Here is a 19235-nt window from a genome sequence, read left to right on the forward strand (position 1 = left end):
GTCGGCCGGGGTCGGGTTCCCACCCGCACCACCGGTGCGGCTTTCGTCGTCGGGTGCGGGTGGCCCCTGCGCGGGGTCAGCGCCGTCGGCGGCCGGGTGCGGGTGCGGGTGCGGGTGCGGCTGCGTGGTGGGTGGCCGGCCGTCGGCCGGGGTCGGGTTCCCACCCGCACCACCGGTGCGGCTTTCGTCGTCGGGTGCGGGTGGCCCCTGCGCGGGGTCAGCGCCGTCGGCGGCCGCAGGTGCCGGCGGGGCCTGGGGAGGCTGGGCGCCGTCGGTGGCTTCGGGCTGGGGGTTCGTCACGATGTCGTCATCCAGCGGTCCCGCAGCCCGGCCAGTACCGTGATCGACACGGCCAGCAGTACCAGGCTGAGCGATATGGCGGCCTCGGGGTCGTTCTGCAGGGCGAGGTAGACCGCGAGGGGCATGGTCTGGGTGCGGCCGGGGAAGTTGCCCGCGAAGGTGATCGTCGCACCGAACTCGCCAAGGGCGCGGGCCCAGGCCAGCACGGCGCCCGCCGCGATGCCGGGGGCGATGAGCGGCAGCGTGACGCGGCGGAACGCGGTGAAGCGTGACGCGCCGAGCGTGGCGGCCGCCTCCTCGTAGCGCGGGTCGGCGGCGCGCAGGGTGCCCTCGACGCTGATGACCAGGAACGGCATCGCGACGAACGCCTCCGCGATCACGACCCCCGTGGTGGTGAACGGCAGCGTGATCCCGAACCAGGCGTCCAGCCACTTGCCGATGACGCCGTTACGGCCCAGGGCGAGAAGCAGGGCCACACCGCCGACGACCGGGGGGAGGACCAGGGGCAGCGTCACCAGGGCGCGTACCAGGCCTCGGCCGGGAAAGTCGGTGCGGGCGAGCAGCCAGGCCAGCGGCACGCCGAGGACGAGGCTCACGGCGGTCGCCGCGGTGGCGCTGACCAGGGACAGCTGGAGCGCCTGCCACACCTCGGTGCTGGTCAGCTGGTCCGGCAGACTGCGCCAGGGCGCACGCAGGAGCAGCGCGAGCAGGGGCAGCAGCAGGAACGCCAGCGCCAGCACTCCCGGCAGCAGCAGCGGCAACGGCACCCCGCGCCGGCCCCCCGCGCCGACGCGGCGGCGCCGCGGCCGGCCCGTGCGGGGGCCGGCCGCCGCACCGGGATCGTGGAGCGAGGTCACGGCTTGAGGAACCCGGCCTCGCCCAGTACCTGCCGGCCCTCGGCGGACCGCACGAGAGCGATGAACGCCTTGCCGGCCTCAGCGTTCTGCCCGTTCTTCAGCAGGGCGATCGGGTAGTCGTTGATCGCATCGGCGGACTCGGGGAACTCCACGCCCTCCACCTTGTCACCGGCGGTCTTCACGTCGGTCCTGTACACCACCGCCGCGTCGGCCTCCTTCAGCTCCACCTTGGTCAGGGCGCCCTTGACGTCCTGCTCGTAGGAGACCGGGGTGAGCTTGAGCTTGCCGGCGTCCAGGGCCTTCTGGGCGGCGGCGCCGCACGGCACCGTCTTGTCGCACAGGACGACCTTGAGACCGGACTTGGTGAGGTCCTTCAGGGAGGTCACCTTGTGCGGGTTGCCCGGCAGGGTGGCGATCTCCAGCTGGTTGCGGACGAAGGTGGCCGGAGTGCCGACCGCTTCCTTCCTGCCCGTGACGATCGCCATGGTCTTGGGGCTGGCGGCGGCGAAGACGTCCACCGGGGCCCCGCCGGTGATGTTCGCGGCGAGGGTGTCGCTGCCGCCGAAGTTGAAGCTGACCTTGGTGCCCGGGTGCTGCCGCTCGAACTGCTTGCCGAGCGTCGTGAAGCTCTCCTTGAGGGAGGCGCCCGCGAACACGGTGACCGTGCCGGACAGCTTCGGGGAGGCCGGCTTGCCCGATGAACCGGACGAGTCCTTCGAGTCGGACGACGAGGAGCAGGCGCTGAGTGCCATCAGAGCGGCGGCTCCCGCACCGGCCAGCTGCAGCATCCGCCGGGTCCGGCGCACGGAACGGGTCATCACGGATCTCTCCTCAGGTTCTGTCGAACGACTGTCGCGCCCTGACGGCCGGGCATCGGCCGTGCGGCGATGATACTGCCGCATCTGCCAGGCGGAAGTCTCCTGTCGCATCGCATGAGCTGCGAACTTGTGGCTTGTAGCTCGCATGTGCGTTTGTGCGGCGCTCTCGGGCGGGTACCGTTCTGCGGGAGGTGGTCGACGGTGACGCTCGCGGAATTCGCCCTGGCCGGTGATCTGGTACGACCTGCCCGGCTGACCGTGCCGGAACTGCTCCGCTGGCCACAGCACCGGGCGGACGTCAGCTTCGAGTGCGTGACCAGCGGCGTCCAGCACCACCGCTTCACCGGCCCGCGCCTGTACGACGTGCTCACCGACGCCGGTCCCGGTTTCGACCCGGCACGGAGCAAGGACCGCCTGCGGTTCCTCATCGCGGTCACCGGCGCCGACGGCCACCACGCGGTGCTGTCCTGGGCCGAGATCGACCCGGACTTCGCCGACGCGCCCGTACTGCTCGCGCTCACCCTCGACGACGCCCCGCTGGACGCGGCCGGACCCCAACTGGTGCTTCCGCAGGACCGGTGCGGGGCCCGGCACATCAGTGGGATCACCGCGATCCGGGTGGACGGGGGCTACCCCTTCGGGCCGGCCGACAGGCGTGCGGGTCGCGTTCAGAGCGGTCCCGCGCCGGCCACATCCGGTCACGCGCCGACGGCGGCTCCATGAACGGCCCCTCGGGCGGGGCGCCGGCGGGCGGCAGCGGACCGGGTCAGAAGCGGTCGATGTGTACGTTGGTGGACTTCACGCGCGCGGTGGCTTCCATACCGACCTCCAGGCCGAGTTCCTCGACCGCTTCCCGGGTCAGCAGCGACACCAGCCGATGCGGGCCCGCCTGGATCTCCACCTGGGCGGCGACGTCGCCCAGCTTGATCGCGGTGACGATGCCGGGGAAGGCGTTGCGCACGGAGGTGTAGGAGGCGTCCTCCTCGCCGCCGCCCGCCTTGGCCAGTTCGACCGAGAACGCGGCGAGGTCCCGGCCGTCGATGAGACGCCGGCCGGCCTCGTCGCGGTGGGTCACCACCCGGCCCGCATCGGCCCAGCGGCGGGTGGTGTCCGGGCTCACGCCGAGCAGCCGCGCCGCCTGGCCGATCGTGTAGGACTGCATGCCGGTCACGATAGAGCCAAGCGCCGGGAACCTGGACGCGGGGACGCCCCCGGGGGCGTGCGTGGGCCTGATGCTCCGGCCGGCGCCGGTGCCACCCTGGGTGCTGCCGCGCGGGCCTGCCTGCCCGGACGGTTCCTGTCCGGGTGGGCCCCGCGGGCCCACCTGCCCACCTGCCCGCCCCGATTCCGTCCGGCGTGCGCCCGGTCTCAGCATGTGCGCGAAGCGGCCGCCGCGCCGGCCCCCGTTCCGTCTCGCGTGTGCTCGGTCTCAGCCCGTGTGCACGCGCGGCCGCCGCGCCCGTTCGGGTTCCGCCTCGCGCAGCACCTCGCGGGTGACCGGGGCGACCTCGCCCTGACCGAAGAGGAAGAAACGCAGGAAGTTGGCGAACGGGTTGCCCTCGGTCCACTCGAAATAGATGTGCGGGATGCAAGCGGTGACGTCCCGGGCGTGAAGGAGGAGCGCGGCGAGGGCGTTCGGGATGGAGGCGGACTCCAGGGTCAGGACCCGGTAGCGGCCGTGCAGCACCTCGCCGCGTACGGTCAGGCACGCTTCGAACTCGGAGGGGTCGGTGACCGTGACCTCGGCGAAGACGAAGTCCTCCTGCTCGGGCAGGTCGTTGTCGGCGCGGATCTGCTCGATCTTGTCGCGGTACTCGGCCTTGTCGCGGCGATCCGGCTCGTTGGCGATGAACCGTATCTTGCGGCTGGCCATGTCCCGGATGAAACGTTCCGCCAGCGGGTCGAGCGTCACGCTGGTCACGCGCAGCTCGAAGGCACGGGCCAGCCGGGACAGCAGCGAGACCAGGATGATGCCGGCGATGAAGCAGGCACCGATCTTCACACCGTCCGGGCGCTCGATGACGTTCACGACCGTCGTGTACAGGAACACCGCCGAGATCACGGCGAACGCGATGGTCCAGCCGCGCTGCCCCGCCTTGCGCGCGGCGATGGTCACCGCGATCGCGGCCGAGCTGATCAGTACCAGCACGCCGGTGGCGTAGGCGCTGCCCTGCTTGTCGACGTTGGCGTCGAAGATCCAGGTCACCAGGAACGCGACCAGGGTGAAGACGAGCACCATCGGGCGCACCGCCCGCGCCCAGTGCGGGGCCATGCCGTAGCGGGGCAGATAGCGGGGCATCAGGTTGAGCAGACCGGCCATGGCCGAGGCGCCCGCGAACCACAGGATGGCGATGGTCGAGACGTCGTAGACCGTGCCGAACGCGCCACCGAGGTATTCGTGCGCGAGGTAGGCCAGCGCACGGCCGTTGGCCTGGCCGCCCGTCTTGAACTCGTCCGCGGGGATCAGCAGCGTGGTGATGAAGCTGGTGGCGATCAGGAAGCAGCTCATGATCAGCGCGGCGGTGGTCAGCAGCTTCTTGGTGTCCCTGATCCGGCCGGCCGGACGCTGCTCGGTGTCGCCCGGGTCGCCCTGGACGTGCGGCATGACGGCGACGCCGGTCTCGAAGCCGGACAGGCCGAGGGCGAGTTTCGGGAAGACGATCAGCGCCACACCCACCATCGCGAAGACGTTGCCGTGCTCGGCGGTCAGGGCGCTCGTCCAGTCCGTGATCACGTGCCCGGCCGTGACGACGTGCCACAGACCGGTGATCACGACGACGACATTGAGCGCCAGGTAGATGCCGACCAGGGCGACCGCGACGCCGATCGCCTCCAGGAAGCCCTTGAGGAACACCGCGCCGAGCAGGGCCACCAGGAACAGCGTGATCACCATCTGGTGACCGTGCAGGGTACTGGTGAGGTGCGGGTTCTCCACCAGGTGGGTGGAGGCGTCGGCCGCCGAGAGGGTGATCGTGATCAGGAAGTCGGTGGCCGCGAAACCCAGCAGGGTGAGCACGAACAGCTTGCCCTGCCAGAACGACAGCAGCCGCTCCAGCATCGCGATGGAGCCCTCGCCGCGCGGGCTCTCCTCGGACACACGCCGGTAGACCGGCAGGGCGCCGGCCAGGGTGACGATCACCAGCACGATGGTCGCCACCGGTGACAGCAGACCGGCCGCCAGGGCCGCGATGCCCGGCTGGTATCCGAGGGTGGAGAAGTAGTCGACACCGGTCAGGCACATCACCCGCCACCAGCGCTGCCCCTGGTGCGCAGGCTCCGGCTCGGCGTGCGGTCCCGTGTGGCCGCCGTTCTTGCCCATGTCGGACAGACCCTCCAGCATCCAGGTGCGCAGGCGACTGGGAGGGTGTTCGGTCGTGACCATCGGCGTACTCCTGATGTGCGGCTCCGCGGTTTTCTGGCCCTCACGCGGACGACGGCACCAGCGTAAGCAGAGAGTGACGCCTGGGCCCACGGATCCTGGCTCCGTGGGCGTCAGTCTTGCGTTAAGAATCGCCCGGGAACGCGGACGCCGCATCAACAAGGGGAGGCAGGGGGCGGTCACCCGGACCTGGACGCAACGGGTGGTCCCGCGCGGTGCCGATCCGGGGACGGCCACCGAGCGTCATGTCCTACGGTGCCGGAGGGCGGCCGATCCAAGGCACCCGGCGGCTTTCCCCCTAGGTGCTTCCCCCGCGTAGGGCCGGCGGCGCCGCGGTCCGTGGCGCGGTGGCGGGCGGCGTCACTCCAGTCCCGATGCCCGGAACACCGCCAGCGCGGTCTCGCGGTCCAGGCGGTGGGCGAGGCGATGCAGGGCGGTCGCGCCGCAGAGCAGGGTTCCGGCCGCCTCGGACATCCGGGCGCCCTCGTCGAGCCGGTACCAGAGGGCGGGATTGCGGATCAGGACCCCGGGGTCGATCTCGACCCGGTGGCCGAGGGCGTCGCGCAGGACCAGACGCTGTGCCACGCCGTCCAGCGGACGGACCGCGATCAGCAGATCGGTGCGAACCCGGCGGGTGCGCAGCAGACGGCGGGTGGCCAACCAGCCCCTTCCGGCCGAGACGCGGGCCGGAAGGAGGACGAGGAGGAGCAGCAGGGCCAGCAGGAGCCAGAGGCCACCGCGCCACCAGCCGAGCGAGCCGGCCGTCCAGTCGACGAAGAGCAGAAGCGCGAACAGCAACCCGGAGCAGCGGACCGCAGTGCGCATCTCCTCGGTCCATTCGCGGTCGTGCACCACGTCGCCGCGGTCGGGCGAGTGGGAGCCCTGCGTCCGGGGGCGAGTGTCGTCGCGGTGCCCCATGAGTTCGATCGTAGACAGTCGCGGGGCCGTCGAGAGCCGACCGCACCGCACCTTGATGGCACCCTGACGGCCGAGGGGCCGTTCTTGACGCGCCGGCATCGCCGGACCGCCCGGGATCGTGTGCTCAGGACTCCCGCTCGACGGCTCCGGCTCCGGCCCGGCACGTGGACACAGCCGCACCTTCGGTCATCCGGCGCCGAGCCGCCCCTCACAACTCGCGCGTGTCGATGCGCAGATGCCAGGTGTTGCGCCGGTGGACGGACAGCAGTTCGGTCTCCAGCGGGGACGGGGGCACCGCCAGGACCGGGCACACGGCATGGGCCAGGCAGTGCCGGGAGACCCGGCCCGAGAAGGCGCGCTGGAGGCCGCGCCGCCCCGCCCCCACCACCAGCACGTCGTCCTCCCGGTCCGCGGTCGCCACCAGCGCCCGGCCCGGGGTGCCGCGGACGATGACGGGGTGCGTCGGCACACCGGGGCTCTCCGTCCCGAAGATCTCGTCCAGCACCGAGGCCAGCCGCTGCTTGGCCAGCCGTTGCCACTCCTCGACCAGCAGGCCGGCGCCGGGGGAGCGCCGAGCGGCGGGATCACCGCCCGGTGGCTCCCAGGCCAGCACCGGCCACAGCTCGGCTCCCAGCCGACGGGCCAGCGCGGTGGCCCGCCGCAGGGCCGTGACACTGCCCAGAGAGCCGCTGACACCGACCACCACACGAGCGGCCGCCGAGGCGTCGTAACCGGACATGACTCCACCGTTCGCTTCCCACGGGCGCCGACCGGATGGCTCAGGCGGACGTGCCCGCCGGCAAGGCCCCTGCCCTCCATCCCACTCCCGCGGCGGTGATTCGACCAGCCGGGCGGTGGTCTTCCGGCGTTCACCGCCACTCGGGCACGGTCAAGGCGGTGCGCGAGCCCGTCTGGTGCACTGGCGCCAGATCGGCAACGTCCTCGACCGGCCGACCCAGTTGACGCTGCCGGACGACGTACCGGCCGGCCTTCTTCCCGGGCGAGGGCGCGGCCCTGCCGTGGGACGAACGGCTGAACCCCAAACCGGCGTACCAGGCCCTGTGGGAGGCGCTGCGATGATGTCCGGCTACGTACGGTAGTCACGGCTGGACACACATCGGGGCCGGTGCGCACGGGATGTGTGCGGCCGGCCCCTCGGATCGCTTGCGCTGTGCTCAGGCGGCGGTCATCACCCACTCCGCACCGAGTGGGCGGTGCGGAGCGATGATCCGGCCGTCGGGCAGCAGCTCACCGGTGTCCTCGAAGAGCAGGACGCCGTTGCACAGCAGACTCCATCCCTGCTCCGGGTGGTGTGCCACGAGACGGGCGGACTCCCGGTCGGCGGATTCGGCTGGCGGGCACGGTGGCTGGTGCTGGCACATGGGTGGGATCTTTCGCTGTGTCGTGGTCATGTCCGTCCCCCGTGGTGATAAGTCGGTCGGAACCCAGTGTTGCCCTCCGGGCGTCATTCCGCAGGGATTTCGCTGCACCGCTTCTCACAGGTTGAGGACGCGTCACCCGCGCGGTCGGTTCACCCAACTGCACTGTCACTTCGGGTGGTTCGCAGTGGTCGGAACGGGCTAGTCCGCAGGGTGTCATCCGGCGGAAACAGTCGTACCCCGCTTCCCTTCCGGGGAGCGGGGTACGCGGGTCTCGTTCAGGCAGGTGAGCCGAGCAGTGGGATGGGAGTCGCCCGATGGGTCAGCACCGGAAGCAACTCGGCGACCGGGAAGGGCCGGTGCGCCGGTATGCCGGGGGGTGCGGGGGCCAGCGGGACGAGCAGATCGGTGGCGGCCGGGTGGCCTTCCGCGCCGTCGGCGGCGCAGTCGCCGTGCAGCCACAGGGTGAGCATGTACAGACCGGGCACGGACAGCAGGCGTGCTTGGTAGGACTGTTGCAGCGTCTCGGCCTGCTGCAGGGCGCGCTCGGTGGAGGGGACGTACGGGCCCTCGAAGAAGTGCGAGAAGGCCCAGCCGTCGGGGGTGAGCATGGTCTCCGCCGCGGCCACCGCCCGGTCGCCGCAGCGGATCAGGAAGCGCCAGCCGGCCAGTCTCGTCGCGGACAGGCCTTGCGCGGTGATCCGGTCCAGCACATGGACGGGCAGCGGCAGTTCGGGTGTCGCCGGGCCCTGCGCGGCGCGCAGGGACGGGGTGCGGGCCTCACGGACCGCGGTCGGGGAACTGAGGGCGGTGAGAACGGAGCGCAGGGCGGGCGCGGGGGCAGGGGGCACGTGCAGCGGCATGTGGGTCGCCTCTCGTTCGACAGGCGCGGCGGCGCGAGGAGGGTGGGGCGGACGGCGCTGTCTGCTCACGGAAAGGCCTGAGGGGTGGGGGCCCGGGTCGGTGAACAAAGCTGCGGCTCGGCTGCCGCCCGTCGTGGTGACGGCAGGAACACGACAGGAACCAGGACCGAGGGCGCCAACCTTCTGCCTTGTGGGCGAAGTTTATACGACGGATGTTCGGCCGTTGCTTCGTCTATCCCATTCCGGTAACTCACGCAAGGCGCTATTGGGCCGTCGATTTGCGGGACTCATCCCGGTTCTCGCACCGGTTCCTCGGCGCTGACCTGGCGATACGTGCCGGTAGCGGTCGGCCGAATGTCGTCGGCGTTTTTCACGAGGCGTTCGGGGCACTCGAAGGTGCGTCGGCGGCATGCCTCGTGAATGTGCCGCAGGGAACATTCGACAGAGTAGCGGGCGCTGGGCCCGCGCGGGACGTTATCGATCGTCTCCGCTGGGCATCATCCCCCCTGACTCGGGAGCCCGGCGGCCGGATCGTCGGCCCGCCCATCCAAGGAGGGACACTTCGATGGGGGAGAAGGTCGTGGCAGGGCAGTTCGACCTGTCCGATCGCCAGCGATACCGCGAAAAGCTCCAAAAGTGCCTGACGGGACTGGAGCGACTGCTGGTCGAGAAGCGTTTCGATCGCCCCAAGAACCTCATGGGGGTGGAGATCGAATTGAATCTCGCGGGCTCCGACGGTATGCCGAGAATGTTGAACGGGCAGGTGCTGGAGCGCATCGCGAGCCGTGACTTCCAAACGGAACTAGCCATGTTCAACCTGGAAGTGAACATCGCCCCACACCGTTTGGGCGGCCGGGTATTCGACCGGCTCGCCGAGGAACTGCGCACCTCTCTGGCGTACGCAGACCGGAAAGCCGGTGAGGTGGACGCGGGAATCGTCATGATCGGCATCCTGCCCACGCTCGACCGGGACGACCTGGTCTCCTCCAACCTCTCCGAGGTCGACCGCTACACCCTGCTGAACGACCAGATCGTGGCCGCGCGCGGGGAGGACTTCCGGCTCGACATCGAGGGCGTGGAGCACCTCGTGTGCACCTCCAAGTCGATCGTCCCCGAGGCCGCGTGCACCTCGCTGCAGCTGCACCTCCAGGTGACTCCGGCACGGTTCGCCGACGTGTGGAACGCGGCGCAGGTGGCGTCCGCCGCGCAGATAGCCGTCGGCGCCAACTCACCGTTCCTCTTCGGTCACGAGCTGTGGCGCGAGTCCCGGCCGCCGCTGTTTCTGCAGTCCACCGACACCCGGCCGCCCGAGCTGCAGGCGCAGGGGGTGCGGCCGCGCACCTGGTTCGGGGAGCGGTGGATCTCCTCCGCCCACGACCTGTTCGAGGAGAACCTGCGCTACTTCCCGGCCCTGCTGCCGCTCTGCGACGAGGAGGAGCCGCTGCAGGTGCTGGACGCCGGCGGCACCCCCAAGCTCGCCGAACTCGTCCTGCACAACGGCACGATCTACCGCTGGAACCGGCCGGTGTACGGCATCGCGGACGGCGTCCCGCACCTCAGGGTGGAGAACCGGGTGCTGCCGGCCGGGCCGACCATCACCGACGTGATCGCCAACGCGGCCTTCTACTACGGCTTGGTGCGCGCCCTCGCCGAGGACTCGCGGCCGGTGTGGACCCGGCTGCCCTTCGCCGTGGCCGAGGCCAACTTCGACGCGGCGTGCCGGCACGGGATCGACGCCCGCTTCGTCTGGCCCCGGCGGGGACGCTACGGCGGCACGGGCGAGGTCGACGCGGTCACCCTGGTCCGCGACGAGCTGTTGCCGCTGGCCTCCGCCGGGCTGGATGCGTGGGGCGTCGAGGCCGCCGACCGGGATCTCTACCTTGGGGTCATCGAGGAACGCTGCCGGCGGCGGGTCAACGGCGCGTCCTGGCAGGCGGCCACCTTCCACCGGGCGCTCGAGCAGGGCCTCACCCGCGAGGCGGCCCTGGCGGCGACGACCCGGCGCTACGCCGAGCTGATGCATGTCGGCGAGCCGGTGCACACCTGGCCGGTGGGTCTGCCGGAGCCGGTGCCGCTGGGCTGAGGGGCTCGGGGCCTTTCTTCCGGATCAGGCCGGCTCCAGCGACGGCGCCTCGCGGCCGACCGCGGCCCCGGCGAGATCAGGAAGGCAGGCCCTGGCGGGCCGTCCGCCGTGGTGACCGTCGGCCCGCGCCGTTGTGGCCGAGCGCCGTCGGGGCGGACGGGAGTGCACGGCGGCCGAACGGGGCCGTCCGTCGGCAGCCCGGTGCGCGGTCTCCCCCTGTGGTTCTGCGATCCTTGCCAGGCGAAAGGGGCCGTGGGCCCATGAGCCGGCTGGAGGCAGGGGTGCAGGTGGAGGCTGACTCGGTGGGCGATTCCGTGGCGCCGGCGCGTGACCCGCGGCGGATCCTGCGGGACGAGACGCTGCTCGTCCTCGCGCTCTCGCTGGGGGCGAGCGGAGTCTCCGCGCTGATCAGCTTCATCGGCTCGGTCACCAAGCCGGGCGGCCTGAAGGACCAGGCGGCCACCCTCAACGCGTCGGCCGCGCCCGGCCGCCCGTGGCTCGACCTCGCCTGGCAGCTCTTCGGCATCGCCAGCGCGCTGGTCCCGGTGGCCCTCGTCGCCCACCTGCTGCTCCGCGAGGGGAAGAGCCTGCGGACGCTGGGCTTCGACCGTACCCGCCCCCGGCCCGATCTGGCCCGGGGAGCCGGGGTCGCCGCCGTGATCGGCAGTACCGGCATCGCCTTCTACCTGGCCGCACGTGGCCTCGGCTTCAATCTGACCGTCGTGCCCGAGGCGCTGCCGGACGTGTGGTGGAAGTACCCGGTGCTGATCCTCTCCGCCCTGCAGAACGCGATCCTCGAAGAGGTCATCGTCGTCGGCTATCTGCTGCGCCGGCTCGGCCAGTTGGGCTGGACCCCGGGGACCGCGCTGGTCGCCAGCGCGGTCCTGCGCGGCTCGTACCACCTCTATCAGGGCGTCGGCGGCTTCCTCGGCAACATGGCCATGGGCGTGGTGTTCGTCTGGCTGTACCGCCGCTGGGGCCGGGTCGGTCCGCTGGTCGTCGCGCACTCGCTGCTCGACATCGGTGCCTTCGTCGGCTATGCCGTCCTCGCGGGCAAGGTGGGTTGGCTGCCGACGGCCTGAGGACCGTGGGCGGGCCGTTCAGGCGCGCAGCTCGCCCTCGATGACGGTGACCGCGCGGCCGGTGAGCAGGGTGCGCTCGCCGCGCACGGCGGTGCGGACCAGCCCGGTGCGGCGGGAGGCCTGCAGCCCGGTGAGGTCGTCGCGGCCGAGCCGGGCGGACCAGTGCGGGGCGAGTGCGGTGTGGGCGCTGCCGGTGACCGGGTCCTCGTCGATGCCGACGTTCGGGAAGAAGCAGCGGGAGACGAAGTCGTACCCGCGGGAGGGGTCCTCGGCACAGGCGGTGGCGATGATGCCGCGCGAGGAGTAGGCGCCGAGGGCGCTGTGGTCGGGGGAGAGACCGAGGACGGTCTTCTCGTCGGCCAGCTCCACCAGCAGGTCGCCGACGTTCGGGCCGGTGTCGAAGGCGGCGGCCGGTTCCGCGCCCAGCGCCTCGGCGACTCCGGCCGGGACCTCGACGGGGGTGAGGGGGGCGGTCGGGAAGTCGAGGGTGACCGAGCCGTCCGCGGCGGGCGTGGCGATGAGCACGCCGCTGCGGGTGGCGAACCGCACCGCGCCTTCGTGGGCGCCGGTGGTGTGCAGGACGTGGGCCGTGGCGAGCGTGGCGTGCCCGCACATCGCGACCTCGGTGACGGGCGTGAACCAGCGCAGCGCCCAGTCCGCCTCACCGCGCCCGGACAGCGGGTGCGCGAACGCTGTCTCCGCGTGGTTGACCTCCAGGGCGACGTTCTGGAGCCAGTCGTCGTCCGGGAAGGCGTCGTCCAGGAGCAGGACTCCGGCCGGGTTGCCGGCGAAGGGGCGGTCGGTGAAGGCGTCCACGATTCGAATGCGCATGGCGCTGACGCTAATGGCTCCGCCGACCCCCGGACCAAGGCCAATTCACGAGTGCCGGACCGCTTCCCGCCCGGCGGTCCGGCCGGCTGAGCGGCCCGGCGCATCCCACTCCGTACCCGGGGGTTATCAGGCGATCCGTCGGCGATATATCGTTGAAGCATCGCGAGCGATACGCGATGCATACGTGACAGATCAGCGATGGAACGGAGTGATCACGATGCGTACCCACGGATTCGAGCGTGGACATCGGCACGAGGGCCCCGGTCGGCGGGGCATGGGTGGATTCGACGGCCGGCGGGCCGCCTTCGGTCCCTTCGGGCCGGGCGGACCGGGGTTCGGCCCGGGCGGACCCGGTTTCGGCCCCGGACCCTGGGGGCCGCGAGGGCGCGGAGGACCTAGGGGGCGGGCGCGGCGCGGTGATGTGCGGGCCTCGATCCTGGCCCTGCTCAAGGACCGGTCCATGCACGGCTACGAGATGATCCAGGAGATCGCCGAACGCAGCGGTGGCGCGTGGAAGCCGAGCCCCGGCTCGGTCTACCCGACGCTCCAGCTGTTGGAGGACGAGGGTCTTATCGCCAGCGCGAGCGAGGGCGGCAAGAAGCTCTTCTCGCTCACCGACAGCGGCCGCAGTGCCGCCGAGGAGGGTCCGGACGCCCCCTGGGAGGAGGCCTCGCGCGGGGTCGACTGGGAGGCCCTCCATGAGATCCGCCAGGCCGGCGTCGGTCTGATGGAGGCCTTCGGCCAGGTCTGGAAGACGGGCAGCAAGGAGCAGCGCGAGAAGGCGCTGGCCGTCATCAACGACGCCCGCAAGAAGCTGTACCTCATCCTCGCCGACGAGCACTGAGGTCGGTACGGCGACCGGGGCGCCCCGTGCGGTATCCGTGCGGGGCGCCTTCGTGCGTCCCGGCTCAGGCCACCAGACCGCCCAGCTTGCGCAGCGACTCGTTCAGGGCGGCCGTCGCCGAGTCCTTGAGCCTGCCCGCCATCAACGACACCGCGGCGCCGGTGAACTCACCGTCGATGCGGACGCTGGTGGCGTCCCCGTCAGGGGTCAGTGTGTAGCGCGTCGCGACGGTCACCGCCATCGGGCCCTTGCCGCGAATGGCGAACACCCGGGCCGGCTCCACTTCCTCGATGGTCCAGTCCACCTCCGCGGGGAAGCCCATCAGCTTCATGTTCTCCTGGAAGGTCCCGCCCACGGCCATGGTCTCGGGGCCGCCCTGGGGGAAACTGGTGTGGGTCGCGTTCCACTCCCCGTACGACGGCCAGTCGGTGAGCTGGGCCCACACTTTCCCGGCCGGCGCCTGGATGCGTGCCTGCGCGGTGACTTCGGCCATGCGACCACCCCTTCGGATCGGGCGTAGCGGGCTACGATGTCGCGGAACGTAGCCGCAGGGGCGTGAACATTCAATACTGATGAACGATCAGAAACGTTCAGTGCATGGCAAGGCGGCGCGCGCCCCTGGCGGCAGATCGGCCGGATCTCCTCCGTAAGGATGAGATCCGGGACGGCGATGTCCACTCTCTGTGGGACGCGAACATGGTTCCCCCCGTGGATGACGCGGCCCCGTCGTGACTGATGGGGTGGGGGTGTGCAATCCCGTACTGCCCGCCGGGCCCCCCGCGACGAGGCGACCGCGCACAGGGACGACGATGCCGGGCTCGGTGCCGAGCTGGCAGCGGTGGCCGACGGTGCCCGCCGCAGGGCCGTCCGGGACGGGGACCGGCAGATCGACACCGCCCATCTCCTGCACTCCCTGCTGGAACACGACCCCGAGGTCCGCGCCGCCGTCGGCGGCCCCGCGCGGCTCGCCCGGCTGCTCGGCTACCTCGTGCAGCGCAGCATCGGCTACGGGCTGCGGTGGCAGGGCAGCGTGGAGGACTCCGGGGCGATCGCCTTCGTCCCCGCTCCCGCCATACCCGCCGTTCAAGCGGCTCCGGCCACGCCGGCCGATCGAGCCGCTCCAGCCATGCCTGCCGTTCAAGCCGCTTCAGCCACCACGGCCGGCCACGCCCCTACGGCCGACCACGCCGCGGCAGCCGTCCCCACCGCTCGCGGCGGTGAGGCGCGGGACGGCGGGGGCTGGTCCCCTGTCGCGGCCGCCGCCTTGGCGGAGGCGCGCGAGCGCGCCCGACGGCGGGGCGAACTCCGCGCCACCGGTACCGATCTGTTCGCCGCGCTCCTCACGGACCCGCGGTCGCGCGCCGTCGAGGTCCTCGGACGCGCCGGCATCCCCGCCCGCGATCTGCCCGCCCGGATCGAGACCGGCGGGGAGTGAACACCGGCGACGCCGGCGTGACCTGCTGACGCACCGGCCGTCCATCAACTGAGACAGGTGTCAAGGGGGGTGACGCTCCTGTCGTCGCCTGTCATCATGTGCCGGTGCGTACGTCAGAGAGCAGTCAGGGCACCTCCGGCAAGGGCGCGGGGCTCGGCCTCGCGCTCGTCTCGGCGCTGGCCTTCGGCGGGTCCGGAGTGGCCGCCAAGCCGTTGATCGAGGCGGGTCTCGACCCGCTGCACGTGGTGTGGCTGCGGGTGGCCGGCGCCGCGGTGGTCATGCTGCCGCTCGCAGTCCGGCACCGCGCCCTGCCCCGCCGCCGTCCCGCACTGCTCGCCGGGTTCGGGCTGCTCGCGGTCGCCGGTGTACAGGCCTGCTACTTCGCCGCGCTCTCCCGTATCCCGGTGGGCGTGGCACTGCTCATCGAGTACCTGGCTCCGGCCCTGGTGCTGGGCTGGGTGCGATTCGTGCAGCGGCGGCCCGTGACCCGCGCCGCCGCGTTCGGCGTGATCCTCGCGGCGGGCGGTCTCGCCTGTGTGGTGGAGGTCTGGTCGGGGCTGGGCTTCGACGTGCTGGGACTGCTGTGCGCGCTCGGCGCCGCCTGCTGCCAGGTCGGCTACTTCGTCCTCTCCGACCAGGGCAGCGACGCGGGCGACGAAGCCCCGGACCCGCTCGGCGTCATCGCCTACGGACTGCTCGTCGGTGCCGTCGTGCTGACGGTCGTCGCCCGTCCCTGGAGCATGGACTGGTCGGTGCTGGCCGGCTCGGCGCACCTGAACGGCACCGCCGTACCGGCCGTCGCGCTGCTGGCCTGGATCGTACTGGTCGCGACGGTGGTCGCGTACATCACCGGCGTGCTGTCCGTGCGGCGACTGTCCCCACAGGTCGCCGGGGTGGTGGCCTGCCTGGAGGCGGTGATCGCGACCGTGCTGGCCTGGGTACTGCTCGGCGAGCACCTGTCGGCGCCGCAGGTCGCCGGTGGCGCGGTCGTCCTGGTCGGCGCGTTCATCGCCCAGTCCTCGACGCCCGCCAAGGGTTCTCCGGAGCCGGTCGCCCCGGGCGGCGCGGAAAGGGAGTTGTCCGCCCGAGGCACCGCCGCATAGGTTTCCGGTCATGCCGTCGAACGCGCTCGTCCTTCCGCCCCCGGCCGCCTGAGGCGGGCCTCCGGGTCACTCGCTCGGTGCAGCCGCGCCGGGCTGGACGGTGTTGCCCGCAGATGAAGTCCGCGCGCCCCACCGAAGTGGGTCGCCCTCGAACTTCCGCACCCTGTGTGCGCCGCTGCGGAGAGAACTCCCTTGTCGAACACTGCTTCCGGCCTGCCCGTCGGGCGTGGCCTGCTCTACCTGATCATCACCGGTGCCGCCTGGGGCACCGCCGGTGCCGGTGCCTCGCTGGTCTACCGGACCAGCGACCTGGGCGCCTTCGGTCTGTCCTTCTGGCGCTGCGCGCTGGGTCTCCTGCTGCTCCTGGCCAGCCGTGGGCTGCGCCCGCGCGTCCGCCCGGCCGCGTCCGAACCCCTGCGCCGCAGGGTCACCCGGGCGGTGGTCACCGGCCTCGGCCTCGCCGTGTTCCAGACCGCGTACTTCGCGGCCGTGGAGTCGACCGGTCTCGCCGTGGCCACCGTCGTCACCCTGGGCGCGGGCCCCGTCCTCATCGCGCTCGGCGCCCGGTCGCTGCTCCGGGAGCGGCTCGGCGCCGGGGGCGTCCTGGCGGTCACCGGTGCCCTCGCCGGGCTCGTCGTGCTGACCTTCGGCGGACCGGCCGCGACCGTACGGCCGGCGGGCGTGCTCCTGGCGCTCGCCTCGGCGGCGGGCTACAGCGCCATGACCCTGCTCACGCGCTGGTGGGGCCGGGACGGCGGCACCGACGCCTCCGACACGACCGTGTGGTCCCTCGCCGTGACGAGCCTGTGCCTGCTGCCGTTCGCGGTGCAGGAGGGCCTGCTCCCGCACACCGCCCACCCGGCGCGGCTGCTCTGGCTCCTGCTGTACATCGCCGCCGTGCCCACGGCCCTCGCGTACGCGCTGTACTTCGCGGGAGCGGCCGTCGTACGGTCCGCCACCGTCTCCGTGATCATGCTCCTGGAGCCGGTGACCGCGGCCGTGCTCGCCGTCGCCCTGCTCGGCGAGCGGCTCACCGCCACCACCACGGCCGGCACCCTGCTGATGCTCGGCGCGGTCGGGGGCCTCGCCGCGAGCGAGGCCCGCGGGACCGGCCGGCGGAAACCGGTCCCGGCGTGACTGCCCCGCCCGCGGCACGACGGACCGGGCCCCTGCGTGACCGCCCAGCCCCTTGCCGGGCAGGACGGGCCGGTGTGACCGTTCCGTCCTACAGCACGGCCAGGTAGTCCGGCAGCTCGATGCCGGGCGTCAGGCGGGCGTCGGCGACAGGGGTGTCATAGCCCTTGCGGAGCGGCACGACCCCGGCCCAGTGCGGCAGGGACAGGTCCTCGGGCTCGTCGTTGGCGCCGCCCGTGCGGACCTTGGCCGAGACCTCGTCCAGGTCCAGGCGGATCACCGCGGTGGCGGCCAGTTCCTTCCTGTTCGCGGACCGGGAGTCGGCGGCCCGCCCGGGTACGACATGGTCCACGAGCGCGTCCAGGGCCAGCCGCCGCTCCTCGGGGCCGGTGACCTCGTGCGCGACGCCGTGCACCACGACCGAGCGGTAGTTGATCGAGTGGTGGAAGGCCGAGCGGGCCAGCACCAGCCCGTCGACATGGGTGACCGTCAGGCACACCGGCAGGCCGGGGTCGGCCTGGCCGGTCATCCGCAGCGGGCGCGAACCGGTGGACCCGTGCACGTAGAGCCGCTCGCCGACCCGGCCGTACAGGGTCGGCAGCACCACCGGGGCGCCGTCGCGGACGAAGCCGAGGTGGCAGACGTACCCCTCGTCGAGTATCGAGTGCACCAGCTCCTTGTCGTACGACGCGCGGTGCGCGGAGCGCGTGGGTACGGTGCGGTCGGTCGGCGTGTAGGCGGCGGTCCGCGATTCCTCGGTCGTGCCCTGCATGAGGGTCCCTCCCTGGCGATCTGGTGCGCGATCTCTATTGCACTAGTGCATAATGACTTTTGTGCTAGGAGAGTATCGGATTCAAGGACGTGGCGCAGCCGAGATCGCGGCCGGCGTCGAGCAGGCGGTCGGTGCGGGCGAGCTGGCGCCGGGGCAACTCCTGCCTCCCATGCGGGAGTTGGCGGCTCAGTTGGGGGTGAATCCGAACACCGTCGCGGCCGCGTATCGCATCCTGCGCGAACGGGGGGTGATCGAGACGGCCGGCCGCCGGGGCAGCCGCATCCGGCCCAAGCCGGCCACCACCGGCCGCGAGGAACTGCGCGTGCAGGTCCCCGCCGGGGGCCGTGACCTGTCCACCGGCAATCCCGACCCGGCCCTGCTGCCCCGCCTGGGCCCGGCCCTCGCGGCGGCGGCCGAACAGGCGGACCGGCGTCCCGTGCTGTACGGCGACGACCCCGTCGACGCGGACCTCGTCCGCATCGCCCGTGCCGAACTCGACGCCGACCGCGTTCCGGGGGGCCCGCTGACCGTGACCTCCGGCTCCCTGGACGCCATCGAACGCGTCCTCGCCGCGCACCTCAAACCCGGCGACGCGGTCGCCGTGGAGGACCCCGGCTGGGGCAGCGCCCTCGACCTCGTCCCCGCCCTGGGGCTGCGCACGGTCCCCGTCGGCGTGGACGACGACGGGCCGCGCCCCGACGACCTGCGCCGCGCCCTGGAGTCCGGGGCCCGCGCCCTCATCGTCACCGACCGCGCGCAGAATCCGACCGGCGCCTCGGTGACCGCCACGCGCGCGCGTGCGCTGCGCTCGGTGCTGCGGGACCACCCGCGGACCCTGCTCATCGAGGACGACCACGGCCACGGCATCGTCGGCCTGCCGCTGCACCCCCTCGCGGGCGTCACCCGCCACTGGGCCTTCGTCCGCTCCGCCGCCAAGGCCTACGGTCCCGACCTGCGCCTCGCCGTCCTCGCCGGGGACACCGTCACCGTCGACCGGGTGCGCGGCCGCCAGCGCCTGGGCCCGGGCTGGGTGAGCCTGCTGTTGCAGCGGGCCGTGGTCCGGCTGTGGACCGACGGTGCGGTGGACCGGGCGTCGGTCGCCGAGTCGTACGGGGCCCGCAGGGACGCGCTGGTCGACGCGTTGGCGGAGCGCGGGGTCGTCGCCCACGGCCGCAGTGGAATGAACGTGTGGGTGCCGGTCCCGGACGAGACCGGCGCGGTGGCCCGCCTGCTGCAAGCGGGCTGGGCGGTCGCGCCGGGCGCCCGCTTCCGCGTCGCATCCCCGCAGGGCATCCGGGTCACAGTCTCGGCGCTCACGGTGGAGGACGTCGCCCCTCTTGCGGACGCGGTGGCAGCGGCCGTACGACCGTCACCGGCCCGCGCCTACGGCTGAGGCTGGGCTGAGAAGGGGCGCGGGACACCGCGCGACGCGCCACT

19 protein-coding genes and 1 pseudogene are annotated in these 19235 nt (G+C 72.3%); 8 read left to right on the plus strand and 12 right to left on the minus strand.

Features of this window, described 5'->3' with window-relative positions; all coding sequences use genetic code 11:
* The 3 genes and pseudogenes from AC07C1_RS30465 to modA form a co-directional block, all read right to left on the minus strand.
* Window positions 1-300, minus strand: a pseudogene (locus AC07C1_RS30465) (VWA domain-containing protein); the annotation flags it as partial.
* A complete protein-coding gene (modB, locus tag AC07C1_RS30470) occupies window positions 297-1157 on the minus strand; it encodes a molybdate ABC transporter permease subunit (RefSeq protein ID WP_478944172.1) in 861 nt (286 codons plus the stop codon). The gene modB and the pseudogene AC07C1_RS30465, both read right to left, overlap by 4 nt.
* The gene (gene modA, locus AC07C1_RS30475; RefSeq protein WP_478944174.1) at window positions 1154-1975 is read right to left on the minus strand and encodes a molybdate ABC transporter substrate-binding protein; all 822 of its coding nucleotides are present in this window, start codon (window positions 1973-1975) and stop codon (window positions 1154-1156) included. Before modA ends, modB begins: the two co-directional genes overlap by 4 nt.
* A gap of 201 nt (window positions 1976-2176) precedes the next feature.
* On the opposite strand from modA, the gene AC07C1_RS30480 reads away from it, so the two are divergent.
* A complete protein-coding gene (locus tag AC07C1_RS30480) occupies window positions 2177-2698 on the plus strand; it encodes a molybdopterin-dependent oxidoreductase (RefSeq protein ID WP_478944176.1) in 522 nt (173 codons plus the stop codon).
* Window positions 2699-2741: 43 nt separating this feature from the next.
* On the opposite strand, the gene AC07C1_RS30485 is transcribed toward AC07C1_RS30480, so the two are convergent.
* The 6 genes from AC07C1_RS30485 to AC07C1_RS30510 all read right to left on the minus strand — a co-directional run bounded on the left by AC07C1_RS30485 (window position 2742) and on the right by AC07C1_RS30510 (window position 8514).
* The gene (locus AC07C1_RS30485) at window positions 2742-3137 is read right to left on the minus strand and encodes a TOBE domain-containing protein (protein WP_478944177.1); all 396 of its coding nucleotides are present in this window, start codon (window positions 3135-3137) and stop codon (window positions 2742-2744) included.
* Window positions 3138-3404: 267 nt separating this feature from the next.
* Window positions 3405-5357, minus strand: coding sequence for an APC family permease (locus AC07C1_RS30490; protein WP_478944179.1), 1953 nt, complete (start codon window positions 5355-5357; stop codon window positions 3405-3407).
* A 357-nt stretch (window positions 5358-5714) separates the two neighbouring features.
* Complete coding sequence (locus tag AC07C1_RS30495) at window positions 5715-6272, minus strand: hypothetical protein (protein ID WP_478944181.1); 558 nt, start codon at window positions 6270-6272, stop codon at window positions 5715-5717.
* A gap of 208 nt (window positions 6273-6480) precedes the next feature.
* The gene (locus AC07C1_RS30500) at window positions 6481-7011 is read right to left on the minus strand and encodes a universal stress protein (protein ID WP_478944183.1); all 531 of its coding nucleotides are present in this window, start codon (window positions 7009-7011) and stop codon (window positions 6481-6483) included.
* Between the two features lie 436 nt (window positions 7012-7447).
* Complete coding sequence (locus tag AC07C1_RS30505) at window positions 7448-7654, minus strand: DUF5999 family protein (RefSeq protein WP_478944352.1); 207 nt, start codon at window positions 7652-7654, stop codon at window positions 7448-7450.
* A 275-nt stretch (window positions 7655-7929) separates the two neighbouring features.
* Complete coding sequence (locus AC07C1_RS30510; protein ID WP_478944185.1) at window positions 7930-8514, minus strand: hypothetical protein; 585 nt, start codon at window positions 8512-8514, stop codon at window positions 7930-7932.
* A gap of 565 nt (window positions 8515-9079) precedes the next feature.
* On the opposite strand from AC07C1_RS30510, the gene AC07C1_RS30515 reads away from it, so the two are divergent.
* Window positions 9080-10597, plus strand: a complete 1518-nt coding sequence (locus tag AC07C1_RS30515) for a glutamate-cysteine ligase family protein (RefSeq protein WP_478944187.1) — start codon at window positions 9080-9082, stop codon at window positions 10595-10597.
* A gap of 281 nt (window positions 10598-10878) precedes the next feature.
* Window positions 10879-11679 carry a CPBP family intramembrane glutamic endopeptidase gene (locus tag AC07C1_RS30520; RefSeq protein WP_478944354.1) on the plus strand — a complete coding sequence of 267 codons (801 nt, stop codon included), beginning with the start codon at window positions 10879-10881 and terminating at the stop codon, window positions 11677-11679.
* Between the two features lie 18 nt (window positions 11680-11697).
* On the opposite strand, the gene AC07C1_RS30525 is transcribed toward AC07C1_RS30520, so the two are convergent.
* Window positions 11698-12510, minus strand: a complete 813-nt coding sequence (locus tag AC07C1_RS30525) for a PhzF family phenazine biosynthesis protein (protein ID WP_478944189.1) — start codon at window positions 12508-12510, stop codon at window positions 11698-11700.
* Window positions 12511-12727: 217 nt separating this feature from the next.
* Here AC07C1_RS30525 and AC07C1_RS30530 point away from each other — a divergent pair, with 217 nt between their 5' ends.
* Complete coding sequence (locus tag AC07C1_RS30530) at window positions 12728-13354, plus strand: PadR family transcriptional regulator (RefSeq protein ID WP_478944356.1); 627 nt, start codon at window positions 12728-12730, stop codon at window positions 13352-13354.
* A 64-nt stretch (window positions 13355-13418) separates the two neighbouring features.
* Here the strand turns inward: AC07C1_RS30530 and AC07C1_RS30535 are convergent, their stop codons facing one another.
* Window positions 13419-13847 carry a type II toxin-antitoxin system Rv0910 family toxin gene (locus AC07C1_RS30535; protein WP_478944190.1) on the minus strand — a complete coding sequence of 143 codons (429 nt, stop codon included), beginning with the start codon at window positions 13845-13847 and terminating at the stop codon, window positions 13419-13421.
* Window positions 13848-14102: 255 nt separating this feature from the next.
* Here AC07C1_RS30535 and AC07C1_RS30540 point away from each other — a divergent pair, with 255 nt between their 5' ends.
* The 3 genes from AC07C1_RS30540 to AC07C1_RS30550 all read left to right on the plus strand — a co-directional run bounded on the left by AC07C1_RS30540 (window position 14103) and on the right by AC07C1_RS30550 (window position 17029).
* Window positions 14103-14789: a Clp protease N-terminal domain-containing protein gene (locus AC07C1_RS30540; protein ID WP_478944192.1), complete on the plus strand. Its 687-nt coding sequence runs from the start codon at window positions 14103-14105 to the stop codon at window positions 14787-14789.
* A 98-nt stretch (window positions 14790-14887) separates the two neighbouring features.
* Window positions 14888-15892 carry an EamA family transporter gene (locus AC07C1_RS30545; RefSeq protein WP_478944194.1) on the plus strand — a complete coding sequence of 335 codons (1005 nt, stop codon included), beginning with the start codon at window positions 14888-14890 and terminating at the stop codon, window positions 15890-15892.
* Between the two features lie 192 nt (window positions 15893-16084).
* Window positions 16085-17029, plus strand: a complete 945-nt coding sequence (locus AC07C1_RS30550; protein WP_478944196.1) for a DMT family transporter — start codon at window positions 16085-16087, stop codon at window positions 17027-17029.
* 88 nt (window positions 17030-17117) lie between these two features.
* On the opposite strand, the gene AC07C1_RS30555 is transcribed toward AC07C1_RS30550, so the two are convergent.
* Complete coding sequence (locus AC07C1_RS30555) at window positions 17118-17798, minus strand: pyridoxamine 5'-phosphate oxidase family protein (protein ID WP_478944198.1); 681 nt, start codon at window positions 17796-17798, stop codon at window positions 17118-17120.
* Window positions 17799-17859: 61 nt separating this feature from the next.
* Between AC07C1_RS30555 and AC07C1_RS30560 the strand changes: the two genes are divergently transcribed.
* Window positions 17860-19191 carry an aminotransferase class I/II-fold pyridoxal phosphate-dependent enzyme gene (locus AC07C1_RS30560; RefSeq protein WP_478944200.1) on the plus strand — a complete coding sequence of 444 codons (1332 nt, stop codon included), beginning with the start codon at window positions 17860-17862 and terminating at the stop codon, window positions 19189-19191.
* Window positions 19192-19235: the final 44 nt, after the last annotated feature.

Source organism: Streptomyces sp. NPDC045022 (assembly GCF_056432605.1).

Coding starts and splice junctions, on each gene's coding strand:
- AC07C1_RS30490 (WP_478944179.1), bottom strand. CDS start 5,357: ATGGTCACGACCGAACACCCTCCCAGTCGCCTGCGCACCTGGATGCTG.
- AC07C1_RS30495 (WP_478944181.1), bottom strand. CDS start 6,272: ATGGGGCACCGCGACGACACTCGCCCCCGGACGCAGGGCTCCCACTCG.
- AC07C1_RS30510 (WP_478944185.1), bottom strand. CDS start 8,514: ATGCCGCTGCACGTGCCCCCTGCCCCCGCGCCCGCCCTGCGCTCCGTT.
- AC07C1_RS30525 (WP_478944189.1), bottom strand. CDS start 12,510: ATGCGCATTCGAATCGTGGACGCCTTCACCGACCGCCCCTTCGCCGGC.
- modA (WP_478944174.1), bottom strand. CDS start 1,975: ATGACCCGTTCCGTGCGCCGGACCCGGCGGATGCTGCAGCTGGCCGGT.
- AC07C1_RS30555 (WP_478944198.1), bottom strand. CDS start 17,798: ATGCAGGGCACGACCGAGGAATCGCGGACCGCCGCCTACACGCCGACC.
- AC07C1_RS30505 (WP_478944352.1), bottom strand. CDS start 7,654: ATGTGCCAGCACCAGCCACCGTGCCCGCCAGCCGAATCCGCCGACCGG.
- AC07C1_RS30515 (WP_478944187.1), top strand. CDS start 9,080: ATGGGGGAGAAGGTCGTGGCAGGGCAGTTCGACCTGTCCGATCGCCAG.
- AC07C1_RS30530 (WP_478944356.1), top strand. CDS start 12,728: ATGCGTACCCACGGATTCGAGCGTGGACATCGGCACGAGGGCCCCGGT.
- AC07C1_RS30500 (WP_478944183.1), bottom strand. CDS start 7,011: ATGTCCGGTTACGACGCCTCGGCGGCCGCTCGTGTGGTGGTCGGTGTC.
- AC07C1_RS30535 (WP_478944190.1), bottom strand. CDS start 13,847: ATGGCCGAAGTCACCGCGCAGGCACGCATCCAGGCGCCGGCCGGGAAA.
- AC07C1_RS30485 (WP_478944177.1), bottom strand. CDS start 3,137: ATGCAGTCCTACACGATCGGCCAGGCGGCGCGGCTGCTCGGCGTGAGC.